9 protein-coding genes are annotated in these 13,105 nt (G+C 58.4%); 7 read left to right on the plus strand and 2 right to left on the minus strand.

Annotation, left to right across the window (positions count from 1 at the left end; genetic code table 11):
* Positions 1 to 24 precede the first annotated feature (24 nt).
* The 6 genes from AB4O09_RS13085 to AB4O09_RS13110 all read left to right on the plus strand — a co-directional run bounded on the left by AB4O09_RS13085 (position 25) and on the right by AB4O09_RS13110 (position 9,335).
* Positions 25 to 1,209 (plus strand): pyridoxal phosphate-dependent aminotransferase, encoded by a 1,185-nt coding sequence (locus AB4O09_RS13085; RefSeq protein ID WP_460108306.1) that lies wholly within the window; start codon positions 25 to 27, stop codon positions 1,207 to 1,209.
* Between the two features lie 257 nt (positions 1,210 to 1,466).
* Positions 1,467 to 2,273, plus strand: coding sequence for a hypothetical protein (locus AB4O09_RS13090; RefSeq protein WP_013693609.1), 807 nt, complete (start codon positions 1,467 to 1,469; stop codon positions 2,271 to 2,273).
* A 20-nt stretch (positions 2,274 to 2,293) separates the two neighbouring features.
* On the plus strand, positions 2,294 to 4,291 hold the full coding sequence (locus tag AB4O09_RS13095) for a hypothetical protein (RefSeq protein ID WP_013693608.1): 1,998 nt from the start codon (positions 2,294 to 2,296) through the stop codon (positions 4,289 to 4,291).
* Positions 4,292 to 4,502: 211 nt separating this feature from the next.
* The gene (locus AB4O09_RS13100; protein ID WP_003202965.1) at positions 4,503 to 7,037 is read left to right on the plus strand and encodes an autotransporter outer membrane beta-barrel domain-containing protein; all 2,535 of its coding nucleotides are present in this window, start codon (positions 4,503 to 4,505) and stop codon (positions 7,035 to 7,037) included.
* A gap of 287 nt (positions 7,038 to 7,324) precedes the next feature.
* Entirely contained in the window at positions 7,325 to 8,026 is a 702-nt protein-coding gene (locus AB4O09_RS13105) for a response regulator (protein ID WP_003202964.1), read from the plus strand.
* Between the two features lie 4 nt (positions 8,027 to 8,030).
* On the plus strand, positions 8,031 to 9,335 hold the full coding sequence (locus AB4O09_RS13110) for an ATP-binding protein (RefSeq protein ID WP_100264036.1): 1,305 nt from the start codon (positions 8,031 to 8,033) through the stop codon (positions 9,333 to 9,335).
* A gap of 59 nt (positions 9,336 to 9,394) precedes the next feature.
* On the opposite strand, the gene AB4O09_RS13115 is transcribed toward AB4O09_RS13110, so the two are convergent.
* Together AB4O09_RS13115 and pncA are read right to left on the minus strand one after the other, a co-directional pair.
* Complete coding sequence (locus AB4O09_RS13115; RefSeq protein WP_003202958.1) at positions 9,395 to 10,036, minus strand: DUF1345 domain-containing protein; 642 nt, start codon at positions 10,034 to 10,036, stop codon at positions 9,395 to 9,397.
* Positions 10,037 to 10,075: 39 nt separating this feature from the next.
* Entirely contained in the window at positions 10,076 to 10,729 is a 654-nt protein-coding gene (gene pncA, locus AB4O09_RS13120) for a bifunctional nicotinamidase/pyrazinamidase (protein ID WP_223528741.1), read from the minus strand.
* Positions 10,730 to 11,025: 296 nt separating this feature from the next.
* Between pncA and AB4O09_RS13125 the strand changes: the two genes are divergently transcribed.
* Positions 11,026 to 13,104 (plus strand): putative bifunctional diguanylate cyclase/phosphodiesterase, encoded by a 2,079-nt coding sequence (locus AB4O09_RS13125; protein WP_003202954.1) that lies wholly within the window; start codon positions 11,026 to 11,028, stop codon positions 13,102 to 13,104.
* Position 13,105 lies beyond the last annotated feature (1 nt).

Here is a 13,105-nt window from a genome sequence, read left to right on the forward strand (position 1 = left end):
ATATCGCGCAATCAGGAGAGATACATGCGCTTCTCAGTCTTGACCCAACGCATCACCGGCGATGGTGCCGCCGCCTGGCAGATTCACGACCGGGCGCTGGCCATGCGCGAACAGGGCATGGATGTGTTGTTGCTGTCGGTGGGCGACCCGGATTTTGACACACCGCGCGCCATCGTCGAGGCCGCTGTCACCAGCTTGCGGGCCGGCGACACTCACTACTCGGATACTCGTGGCCTGCACTCCCTGCGGGCCAGCATTGCCCGACGCCATCAAGCACGTAGCGGCCAACCGGTAGGCGCCGGGCATGTCACGGTGCTGCCCGGAGCGCAATGTGCTGTCTACGCGGTCGCGCAATGCCTGCTTGACCCTGGCGACGAAGTGATCGTCGCCGAACCCATGTACGTCACCTACGAAGCGGTGTTCGGCGCCTGCGGGGCGAAAGTGGTGCCGGTGCCGGTGAGCCCGGAAAACGCTTTCCGGGTCCAACCGGCCGACGTCGCTCGGCTGATCACCCCGCGCACCCGCGCCATGCTGCTCAACAGCCCCAACAATCCCTCCGGCGCCAGCCTGCCACTGCCGACCTGGCAAGCACTGGCGCACCTGTGCATCGACCATGACCTGTGGCTGATCAGCGACGAGGTCTACAGTGACTTGCTGTACGAAGGCGAACACATCAGCCCGGCCGGACTGCCGGGCATGGCCGAACGCACGGTCACAATTAACAGCTTGTCCAAATCCCACGCCATGACCGGTTGGCGCGTCGGCTGGGCCATCGGCCCCGAAATTCTCGCTGGACATTTGGCGAACCTGTCGCTGTGCATGTTGTTCGGCTTGCCGGATTTCGTCCAGCGCGCCGCCCAGGTTGCGCTGGAGCAGGATTTGCCTGAAGTGACGCGGATGCGCGAGGAATATCGCCAACGCCGGGACCTGGTGTGTGCCTTGCTTGACGACTGCCCGGGTCTCAAACCCGTGCGGCCCGATGGCGGCATGTTCGTGATGATCGATGTGCGCCAGACCGGCCTGGCGGCCCAGGTGTTTGCCGAGCGGCTGCTGGGCGGATATGGCGTGTCGGTGCTGGCGGGGGAGGCGTTTGGGCCGAGTGCGGCGGGGCATATTCGGGTTGGGTTGGTGGTGGGACGGGGAGAGCTGGCTATCGCCTGTGGACGAATTGCAGATTGCGCCGCGCAATTAGTAAACCCGCCTACCTGACAACTAAGTAAGCGCAAATCCCCTTCTGAGCCCATTTGTAATGGGGGAAGGCACTCGTCTGCAGTGAGAGGGGGGCGCCCCCCTCGTTATCTGTTTGATCCCTCTATCCGTTTGTCCAAGCCTCGGTTCTTTTCGTTTATCCGATGAACGGCGTTGCTACCTGTCAGATCTGACAGTTGGAAATTATCATCACCCCGCGCTAAATGCCCTTACGGACTGGGGAAATTTCGATTGAAGTCTTTGATAGGGTGATCGCGATGGCTTCGCAAGAAGAAAGTCGGGAACAGAGTACGAATAGCGAAGTTCAGGCGAAACCCCTCTCGGTGGAAGGCATAAATGATAATGATCTGGAAGGTCATGTGCCTCGCGAAATATTGCAGCGGGGGACACGAATTGTTATCCCGTATTGGATTGATCCGCGTCCCAATGATGAACTCTGGATCACCTGGCTTCAAGATGGGCTGGAAAGTCGGCTTTATACCATGTTTTATCCAGTGCCCCTGACGGTGAATTTTTTATATTTCGACTTGACGCCTCAACATTTAGCCAAGGATGGTGTGGCGTATGTTTATTACAAGGTATGGAAGGGGGCAGGTGGCAATGATGATCCATCCCCTCCCAGACAACTCACCATCAATCACACACCGCTCATAATATTAGCCGCGCCAACATTTCCACACGCGACTCTTTGGGGGTATTTGAATAACAATACCGTTCCGCCGTTAACGAGTGGCGCTACGATTGCTGTACCGAGTTTGGCCAATATCGCCGTGCCAGGGGATCGGGTAAAAGTTCAATGGCAAGGCTATTCGAGCTTGAATGGTAGCGGACCGCCAGTGACGGAGACATACGGCGTCTGGGAACGAACACTTCAAGCCCCAGACATATCAGCTGGTTTTGATTTGGTGGTTCCGTTTCAGCCCAATATCAGGCCGCTGATTGATAACGATTCTGCAGTGGTGGTGTATCAACTATTTCAAGGGGGAAAGCTCGTTGCCGAGTCAAATAAAGGGTTGGTGAGAATAGACAGAGTGACACCCGGTGAAAGTAATCCCTCAGCATGAATGTAATTGGAGAGACAACCATGGCTATCAAAATTGTTCCCCCAAAAACTCGTCCTGCGTCCACGCAATCCGGAGTGCTGGACCTAGATTTGGATATTGACAAGTTGGCGGACGAGTCAATCTCAATTGCTGTTCTGGAGTCCGGTGAAATTATTGCAAATATGGAGCGGCCTGTACCGACGGAAGAGGGGGAGGACGACGAGGTTGACATACATTATGCACGGGTAGGAGAAGCGTTAGGCGACGCTAAAAATACTGTACTACTTGGCGCGATCGTTGACCGACCTGCTGGCGTCATACCTATTCCTCTTCCAGCGGCTGACTTTATTGAAGACGCCCAACCCGCAACGCCCACCCGTTGGCAGGTCCAGTTGATTTTTTTTAAGGACGGTGCAGGCAACTATGACTTCACCAATATTGTAGAATTCAACATAGACCGAACGGCACCGTTTGAAGTCAAGTATCCATCACGTAAAAAAAATCCGCCTGCGCCTACCCCGGCCTTTACCAATGCGCCCGTGGATCCCTTGAGAACGGTGGACGAAGCCTGGCTGGCCGCCAACACGGAACTGCAATTTACGGTTGACGTGACCTATCCACTACGTCGTCTCGACGATGTGCTGGAGGTGCATTTTGCCACCGGCGGTACGGATATTGAGGTCTACAACGCGACAGTTCCCGCAACGGGTGTGTTTACGGTGGCGAGCAGTGTCTTGCGAGGGTTGCCGAATGGGCGCATCAACATCCATTATTTTTGGACGGACCTTCCTGGAAATAGAAGCGCAAGCTCATTGCCCTCCGCGCTGTTGACGCTGGGGCTTGCGCTGGATCCGGTCCTGAACAAGCATCCTTTAGTCCCGGTCACTGATCCGAATGGGACGACAACCTTATACCTTGATGATTTTTCCGGCGGCGGGGTGTTGGGCATTGTCGAGCGTTTGCCCATCGATAATGCTGAGCCAGGCGACCAGATAACGTTTTACGTCGAAGAGGCAAATGACCCAACTAATTTCAAGGCGTTTGGCCCCCAACCTCTTGCCGATGTGGATTTGAACTTTACGCTTCCTTATGACGTTGGGCTAAAGGGTATTTTTGGCGCGTCAACAGATGCCTTGGAAGTCAAAGCCTATTTTGAACTGGAGCGCGGTGCAGCAGCGCCATTTCCTTCCCCTCCATTGTTTTTCTGGATGGATCTGTATCCGCCAGGAGGGCTATATCCGGAGTTGCCGGATCTGACCAATCCCGCATTTGCTTTGCCTGTAGTAACGGGGCAGTCGCTGACAACTAACGAGTTGCTGCCAGGCGATCGCGATAAGGCGGGTAAATTCAAAGTTGTGCTCCCCCTTACGCATCCACCGATTTCTTCGGCAGAGACGGTTAAATGTTATGTGAATAATCTGTTGGTGGGCGATTATTCACCCTTTAGTAACGCGATTGAATTCGAGGTGCCTATTGCGGCGAATGCCATAGCCGCGCTTCCGACGCCCAGCGTGCTTGCGCACTGGACACGACAAAAAACCGGGATCGACAAGAACGTAATCAAATCTGAATCCCAGACGGTCATTGTCCGAGGCAGAAGAATTGATCTGCCAGAGCCAACTATCAGAATTCGCAACCCTGCCACCAAGGATCAAATCGACTGTTTTGCAATGAACGACGCAACTACCAACTGGCGTTTGGCTCTTACTATTCCGAAATCGACCATTCTGCCGCAAGGTTTAGTCATTACTGCACATTTTGCGGCTTATACGGATGCTGCTGGAGCTAATTTGATCCCCGGTACGGAAGATTCACAGCTCTATACTATCCAAGACGCAACGACAGTGGATGTCGCTACTGTCGGAAGTGCTGCGGTGTTCAAAGCAGCACAACCGGTGCTCGGTTCTCGTGCATTTGGTAAGTATTGGTACACTGCCGATATTGGTGGTTTACAGACCTCGATACCGGTCATTAAGCCGCTTGATACAATCACCTCCAGCGGCGAGTACTGCGACAGGCTGCCTGTACCTTCACCATGAAGTAAGTATCGCGAGAGGGGCTGACCCTCTCGCGATACTGTTTGGCTGCTGTCTATGAGTTGTATGTTTCAGAGATTAAGGGATTTTTCCTACTTTTGGTGAAGAGATTTCCGACATCTTTCGTTTGGATTGCTGTTTAGTCTTGCGAACGTTTTTTTCGATGACTTCTCTGCTCGAAGAGAGGTTGTTAAATTGATTATGCGGAGTCCCCATGCCTCAATTTCCAACGCTCATAAATCGCAAGAGTACGGGCTATCTGCTTGCCGTATTGTTCCTCGGCACTCCTGCGGTTCATGCCAGAATTCTTGCTCCTGGGGAAAGTGAGACCGTTACTAATCCTCCAGCACCAGAGGTGTGGGCTGTGTCTCAAGGTGGAACATTGACAATAAACAATGCGAGCGCACTCACGATCAGCTCGCAAAATGCCAATGTCATATTCAATGGTGGTCAGAGTGCGCGGATTGACGCTCGCGATGGCTCCGATATCGCGATGACCGGCGCAACTGTAGAAAGCTCGACGGGGAGAGGAGCGTTTGCGCTCAGCGATAGCTCCGCCACGATCCAAGGTAGCACTATTACCAGTACCAACAGCATGGGTCTGCTATTGGGGCGTAACATCAACACCCCAACCGCCTCCAGCGCCACGGTCACAGGTGGAAGCACAATTACCGGACTCGTCGGCGGCGCAAACGCCACGGGCTTCAGCGTCCTGACGGTCAACGATTCGACCTTGCGTGGCACTGGTGCGACCAGTTACGGCGTTCAACTGGAAGGGGCAACGCTTTCGGCGACCGGAAGCACGATCTCCGGTGGTCAGGATGGCCTGCGAATCGGCGTGGACAATACCGGTGTGACTGCCAGCACGGTGACCTTGAATAATACAGTCGTAACGGGGGACACGGGGTCGGCAATTGTCGTTGGCGCCTTCGGTGGTCCTGGTGCTGTCGCGACCATCAACGTACTCAATGGCTCGCAGTTGAACGGCGGCAACGGGACACTGCTTCAAGCCAGCAATACTTCCACAGCCAACGTCAACGTCGATGCAAGCGCTCTACGCGGCGACGTCATAGCCGATACCGGCAGTACGGTGTCCTGGCTGATGCAGAATGGCTCCTCGCTTGAAGGTAATCTGCAGAACGTTACCAACGTCAACCTCAACAACAATAGCACCCTGAACGGTAACGTAATGGCCGTTGCGGGGACAGGGACGGCGGTCAGCCTGAATAACGGTTCAGTGATTAATGGCAACGTGGAGAACGTGTTTGATCTCAAGCTCGACAACAACAGCCAGATGACCGGCGATGTGCTCTCGGATGCCAATGGCACTGTATTGCTCAACAACGGCTCCGTGCTGACGGGCCAGATTACCGACTCGAGCAACCTGAACATTGACAATGCCGCGCAATGGGTGATGACTGGCGACAATACAGTACAGCGTCTGGGCTTGAGCAGTGGTGTGGTCCGTATGGGCACCAATGAGCAGTTCCAGCAACTGAACATAGGTGAGCTTTCCGGTAACGGTACTTTTGTAATGGGCACCGACCTGGGTAACGGCAATACGGACTTCCTGAATGTTACCGGTACTGCCAGCGGGCAACATCAGTTGCTGGTCTCCGCGACCGGGACTACGCCAACCAGTGCCGACGCCGTCAAAATCGGCAACATTGCCGCTGGCGATGCGAGTTTCTCGCTGGGTGGTCGAGAAACGGTCGATGCCGGTACCTTCGTCTACCGCTTGAAGAAGGATGGGGAGGGTTTGTACCTTGATCCCGACCGGGACACCGTCAGCCCGTCCACCAATACCGCATTGGCTTTGGCCGGCAGTGCTCGTAGCGTATTGAACGCAGAGATGAACATGCTCAACGATCAGATCGGTGATCGGGGATTAAGCGCACGGCCCGATGCGTCAATGCGTTCGGCCAGCGATAACGACATCAAGTTGAGCAACAGCGTCTGGGTACGTACTTACGGTAATCAATACAGCGTCGACAACGCCTATGGCGATGGTTACTCGCAGAACCAGAACGGGATCACCGGCGGTGCCGATACATTGGTGGATATTGGCAATCGCCCATGGGTACTCGGTGGTTTCGTAGGCACCAGCCACACCAACATGGATTTGCGGTACGGATCCAGCGCAACGGTCGACAGCGTAAACCTCGGTGTCTACGGCAGTACCTATGATGTCCAGAGCGGTGTATTCGTCAACGTCATGGCCAAGGTCAACCAGTTCAACAATAAAGCCAGGGTCACCATGAGTGACGGTACACGCTCCAAGGGTGAATACAAGGCATTGGGCGCAAGCGGTTCGGTCGCGGTGGGCAAGCATATTCGCTTGCAAGATAACTATTTCATCGAGCCACAGGTGCGAGTCTCGACGGGCGTGACCCAGAGCGATAGCTACCGACTGGACAACGGCCTTGAAGTCAAAGCCGACACTATGCGTTCTGTGCAAGGGAACGTGGGCCTCAGGGGCGGACGCGTGATCAGTCTCGAAAATGGCGGCCTGTTGGAGCCGAGTTTGTCGGCGGGCATTAATCATGAGTTCATAAAGACCAACGAGGTCAGGATCAACGACGACAGCTTCGATGACGACCGCGCCAGCACAGCGCTTGAGTACGGTGCGGGCCTGAAGTGGACGCCGGCCCAACGTAACTGGCAGGTCTCGGGTCAGGTTGGAGGCAGCAAAGGGACAACCGTCAGTCAGGATTGGAGTGGTAGCTTGCGGTTGAGTTATTTCTTCTGATTGAAGAGTTCTGCCTTGAGCGCTGTGATGCCCCGACAATGTCGGGGCATTTTTGTATTCGGGGTAATAATTCGTAGAGGTTGTGTGAAATTATGTAAGGGTTTTGCTCGGCGGTAGATGAGGGCGTATATCCTTGGCAGCTTGAGATTCTCTGCGCCTGGCATGCCGCCATCGCGAGCAAGCTCGCTCCCACACTGGTTTTGTGTCGTACCGAACATCCCTGTGGGAGCGAGCTTGCTCGCGATTGTGGCCCCACCAGGCGCCACAGCACTTTTCTGGAAACACCCATGCCCAACATCCTCCTGGTCGAAGACGACACCGCACTCTCCGAGCTGATCGCCAGTTACCTGGAGCGCAACGGCTATCAGGTCAGCGTGCTCAGCCGTGGCGACCATGTACGTGAGCGGGCGCGCGTCGATCCGCCGGACCTTGTGATCCTCGACCTGATGCTGCCGGGGCTGGACGGTTTGCAGGTCTGCCGCCTGCTGCGGGCCGACTCGGCGACCTTGCCGATCCTGATGCTCACCGCCCGGGACGACAGCCACGACCAGGTGCTGGGCCTGGAGATGGGCGCCGACGACTACGTCACCAAGCCTTGCGAGCCCCGGGTGTTGCTGGCGCGGGTGCGTACCTTGCTGCGGCGCAGCAGCCTTACCGAGCCGCAGACAGTCAACGACCGCATTGTCATGGGCAACCTCTGCATCGACCTGTCCGAGCGTACCGTAACCTGGCGCGGACAAGCGGTGGAGCTGTCCAGCGGCGAGTACAACTTGCTGGTGGTGCTGGCCCGGCATTCCGGCGAAGTGCTGAGCCGCGACCAGATCCTGCAGCGCCTGCGCGGCATTGAGTTCAACGGCACCGACCGTTCGGTGGACGTGGCGATTTCCAAATTGCGGCGCAAGTTCGACGACAACGCCGACGAAGCCCGCAAAATCAAGACCGTGTGGGGCAAGGGTTATCTGTTCAGTCGTTCCGAGTGGGAATGCTGAGCCGATGTGGAAGCTGCTGATTCGCCTTTACCTGGTCACCATCGTGTCCTACAGCGCGGCGATCTACCTGATGCCGGAACTGGTGGTCCGCCTGTTTCACGACCGTTTCCTGACCTACAACCTCGATTATTCCCGTGGCCTGCAAACCTTGATGGTCAAGCAGTTCCGCGCCGTGCCCAGCGAGCAGTGGCCGGCGCTGGCGGCGCAGATGGACAAGGAGTTCGAGCCACTGCGAATCGAGCTGGCTGCGTTCGATGACGGCGGCTTCAGTGCCGAAGAGCAGGCGCGTCTCAAGCGCGGCGAGAACGTGGTGCGTATTGGCGACTGGGCCTGGCGCACCTTGGCGGCGGCGCCGCTGGACGGGCGCACGGCGGTGAAGATGGTCGTGCCGCCGGACCCGGCTGACGTCAGTTGGTTGTACTGGAGCATCAACGTGTTGATCGGCGCGACGATGCTGGCGTGCCTGTTGCTCTGGTTGCGGCCTCACTGGCGCGACCTGGAACGCCTCAGGCGCACCGCCGAACGCTTCGGCAAAGGTCATTTGGGCGAGCGTACGCACATTGCCTCCAGTTCGAACATCGGCAGCCTGGCCCACGTGTTCGACACGATGGCGGGTGACATCGAGAACCTGCTCAACCAACAACGGGACCTGCTCAACGCCGTGTCCCACGAACTGCGCACGCCACTGACGCGGCTCGACTTCGGCCTGGCCCTGGCGCTGTCCGATGACCTGCCGGCGGCCAGTCGTGAGCGCCTGCAAGGGTTGGTGGCGCACATTCGCGAGCTTGATGAGTTGGTGCTGGAACTGCTGTCCTACAGCCGTTTGCAGAACCCGCAACGCCTGCCCGAACGGGTCGAGGTGGCGCTGGACGAGTTCATCGACAGCATCCTGGGCAGCGTCGACGAGGACCTGGCGGCGCCGGACGTGGTGATCGACGTGCTGTTGCACGGGGCACTGGAGCGTTTCGTACTGGACCCGCGCCTGACCGCACGGACCTTGCAGAACCTGCTGCGCAATGCCATGCGTTATTGCGAAAAGCGCATTCAGATCGGTGTGCTGGTGGGTGATCAAGGCTGTGAGATCTGGGTCGATGACGACGGCATCGGCATTCCCGACAGCGAACGCGAGCGCGTGTTCGAGCCGTTCTACCGCCTGGACCGCAGCCGCGACCGCGCCACTGGCGGCTTCGGTCTTGGCCTGGCCATAAGCCGCCGAGCCCTGGAAGCCCAGGGCGGCACGCTGACCGTCGAAGCCTCGCCGCTGGGTGGGGCGCGCTTCAGGCTGTGGCTGCCAACGCCTGATACCTGACACCGTCTCTGTGGCGAGGAGCTTGCTCCCGCTGGGCCGCGAAGCGGCCCCCATACGCCTCACCCAAACAACCCCGCCGCAATATTGATCGAAAACCCCAGGATCGCCGTGTTGAACACAAAACCGATCAGCGATTGCGCCAGGACGATCTTGCGCAGTTGCCGCGTGGCGACGCCCACGTCCGCGGTCTGTACCGCCACGCCGATGGTGAAAGAGAAATACAGGAAGTCCCAATAGTTGGGCGTGGTCAGCCCTTCGGCAAACCGCAGCGCCGGCTCCTTGCCCTCCCAGGTGTAATACAAGCGCGCGTAGTGCACGCTGAAGATCACCCCGATCAGCAACCAGGAACCGATCACGGTCATTGCCGTGAAACCGTAATGCAACAGCTTGCCGGCGGCATTCAGGTCGCGGCTGCCGGCCAGTTCTAGGGTGATGGTGGCCAGGCTGGCCAATGCCGCGATGCAGACCACCAGCAGGACCAGCCCGGCATTTTCATCTTCGATTTCGGCGATGCGCCGGACGTCGGGCGCCTTGGCTCGCACGGTCAGCCAGGACATCAGCACCAGGTAGGTCCAGACGCCGACATTCCAGCCGATCAGGATTTTGCTGATGATCGAGTCCACGGGAACCAGGATACCTACCGCCAGGCCAAGGACCGTGGCGCTGGACAGACGCGGGTGGGTGCGGGCGAGGAAGGGCATGGAGACTCACTGTGCGCAAAGGAGACTTAGTATGAGCCATCAAGCGAAGGGCCGATCGGCTATCGCAGTGGACTCGATCAATTGCACGCCCGCTTCCTGCATCCGTCGGATTGCCGCCTCCATCGAGCCGTCGATATCGATGCCCCGGCAGGCATCCAGTATCACCACCGCATTGAACCCCGCCAACCGGGCATCCAGCGCCGAGAACATCACGCAGAAATCCAGGGCCAGCCCCACCAGGTAAACCGTGTCGATGCCGCGCTCCTTGAGATAGCCGGTCAAGCCGGTAGGGGTCAGGTGATCCGCTTCCATGAAGGCTGAATAGCTGTCGATGTCCGGGTTGCAGCCCTTGCGAATGATCAGCTTGGCATGGGCGAGGTCGAGTGCCGGGTGCAGCGCGGCGCCGTTGCTGCCCTGTATGCAGTGGTCGGGCCAGAGTTTCTGTTCGCCGTAGGGTAATTGGACGATATCGAATGGTTGCTTGCCCGGATGACTGGACGCAAACGAGGCGTGCCCGGCCGGGTGCCAGTCCTGGGCAAGGACGACGTGCCTGAATGAATGGCCAAGCTGGTTGATCAGCGGCACGATCTCATCGCCGCCTGGCACGGCCAGTTGGCCGCCGGGGATGAAGTCGTTCTGTACATCGATGACTACCAGCGCGGTGGTCAAAGCCCGATTGGCGGCAAGGCCCATGAATGAATCCTCCTTGAAGTGGTTCTTCGATAGTAGCTGAACGGCTTGGGCCAGGTGCGTAGACTGACACTCCGCCATCGCGAGCAAGCTCGCTCCCACAATGGATCTGCGGTGAACACAGGATTGATGGTTTACAAAAATATTCACCCTGCGAAGGATGGTGTCTTTCGTCGAAAATATTCCAGCTTTGATGGCTTTTTGACATTTGGTTCGTGCGTCCCTGTCACGATTAAGTACAATCGCCGGCCTTCAACCGGGCATGGAAGCAGTCCGGTCTCCAGTTACGAGAAAAAACCATGCTCATCGGCAGTTATTCCCCCGCCCTTGTTTCGATTTCCTTGTTTGTTGCTGTGCTGGCTTCCTATACCGCCCTGGACCTGGCCGGGCGGATCGCGACCGCCCAGGGGCGCGCCGCGCATTTGTGGATGACCGGGGGCGCGCTGGCGATGGGGGTGGGCATCTGGTCCATGCACTTCATCGGCATGCTCGCGTTCAGCTTGCCGGTGGAGCTTGGCTACGACATATCGATCACCGCGCTGTCGCTGCTGGTCGCGATTCTTTCCAGCGGTTTTGCCCTATGGCTGGTCAGCCAGCCACGATTACCGGCGTGGCAACTGGCGTTCGGTGCGCTGATCATGGGTGCCGGGATCAGCACCATGCACTACACCGGCATGGCCGCGCTGCGAATGCAGCCAGGCATCGACTATGACCCGACGCTGTTCGGGGCTTCGCTGGTGATTGCCGTCGGCGCTTCGGCGGCGGCGCTGTGGATTGCCTTTCGCCTGCGCCAGAACACCCCCCACGTGCGTCTGGCTCGTGCAGGCGCTGCGGTGGTCATGGGCATCGCCATCGTCGGCATGCACTACACCGGCATGGCGGGGGCGCGGTTCAGCGACGGCAGCTTTTGTGGCTCCCTGGATGGCTTGAGCGGCAAGGGCCTGGACAATCTGGTGTTGATCACCACCCTGGCGGTGCTGGCCATTGCCTTGCTGACGTCGATTCTCGATGCGCGTCTGGAAGCCCGCACCGCCGAGCTGGCCCAGTCCCTGACCCTGGCCAACCGGGAACTGACCCAGTTGGCCCTGCACGACCCCCTCACCGGACTGCCCAACCGGGTATTGCTGGCTGATCGTATCGACCAGGCCATGCACCGGGTGCAAGAGCAGGGCGGCTGCTTCGCCCTGATGTTCATCGACCTGGATGGTTTCAAGCCGGTCAACGACGCCTTTGGTCACCACATGGGCGATTTGTTGCTGCGGGACGTGGCCTTGCGCCTGCGCGAAGACCTGCGCAGCCAGGACACCCTGGCGCGGATCGGCGGTGATGAGTTCGTGCTGCTGGTGCAACTGGCCGAACCCGATGATGCCTTGCGACTGGCGGCACGTCAGGTCGGCTTGATCGCACGCACGTTCCGGGTGGCCGACCATGACTTGCAGATCTCCGCCAGCGTCGGTATCGCCCTTTACCCTGGCAACGGCCAGAGTGCCGAAGAACTGTTGATGAATGCCGACGCGGCGATGTACCACGCCAAGGGCGCCGGCAAAAACGGCTACAGCTTTTTCGACGCGTCGATGAACAGCAACGCCCGCAAGCAATTGCAATTGCTGCAAGACCTGCGCATCGCTGTCGAACAGCGGCAGTTCAGCCTGTACTACCAGCCCAAGTTCGACGCCGCCAACGGCCGGCCGGTCGGCGCCGAGGCCTTGTTGCGCTGGAGCCATCCGACCCAGGGCCTGTTGATGCCCGACACCTTCATCGACCTGGCGGAAAAGACCGGCTTGATCATCCCCATCGGCGAATGGGTGTTGAACGAAGCCTGTCGGCAGATGCGCGAATGGTACGTGCTCGGTTATACCGATTGGCGCATTGCGGTGAACCTGTCGGCCTTGCAGTTCTGCCATACCGGTTTGGTGCAGAGCGTGGCCAAGGCCCTGGAGACGCATCAGCTGCCGGCCAACAGCCTGACCCTGGAAATCACCGAAACCACCGCCATGAGCGATGCGGACGCGAGCATGACGGTGCTGCAACAGCTCTCGGACATGGGCGTGGACCTGTCCATCGACGACTTCGGCACTGGCTATTCGAGCCTGATGTACCTCAAGCGCCTGCCGGCCAACGAGTTGAAGATCGATCGCGGCTTCGTGCGTGACCTGGAACACGACAGCGATGACGCGGCGATCGTCTCGGCCATCGTCGCCCTCGGCCAGGCCCTGGGCCTGCGGATCGTCGCCGAAGGCGTGGAGACCGATATGCAACAAGACTTCCTGACCCAGTTGGGCTGCGACTCGCTGCAGGGCTATCTGCTGGGGCATCCACTGCCGGCTGAGCGGTTCATCCACGACATTCGCCAGGCACAACGGGTGGCGGTGGGCTGAA

This window comes from Pseudomonas sp. H1_F01, from assembly GCF_054681425.1.

Coding starts and splice junctions, on each gene's coding strand:
- pncA (WP_223528741.1), bottom strand. CDS start 10,729: ATGGGCCTTGCCGCCAATCGGGCTTTGACCACCGCGCTGGTAGTCATC.
- AB4O09_RS13085 (WP_460108306.1), top strand. CDS start 25: ATGCGCTTCTCAGTCTTGACCCAACGCATCACCGGCGATGGTGCCGCC.
- AB4O09_RS13110 (WP_100264036.1), top strand. CDS start 8,031: ATGTGGAAGCTGCTGATTCGCCTTTACCTGGTCACCATCGTGTCCTAC.
- AB4O09_RS13105 (WP_003202964.1), top strand. CDS start 7,325: ATGCCCAACATCCTCCTGGTCGAAGACGACACCGCACTCTCCGAGCTG.
- AB4O09_RS13100 (WP_003202965.1), top strand. CDS start 4,503: ATGCCTCAATTTCCAACGCTCATAAATCGCAAGAGTACGGGCTATCTG.
- AB4O09_RS13115 (WP_003202958.1), bottom strand. CDS start 10,036: ATGCCCTTCCTCGCCCGCACCCACCCGCGTCTGTCCAGCGCCACGGTC.
- AB4O09_RS13125 (WP_003202954.1), top strand. CDS start 11,026: ATGCTCATCGGCAGTTATTCCCCCGCCCTTGTTTCGATTTCCTTGTTT.
- AB4O09_RS13090 (WP_013693609.1), top strand. CDS start 1,467: ATGGCTTCGCAAGAAGAAAGTCGGGAACAGAGTACGAATAGCGAAGTT.
- AB4O09_RS13095 (WP_013693608.1), top strand. CDS start 2,294: ATGGCTATCAAAATTGTTCCCCCAAAAACTCGTCCTGCGTCCACGCAA.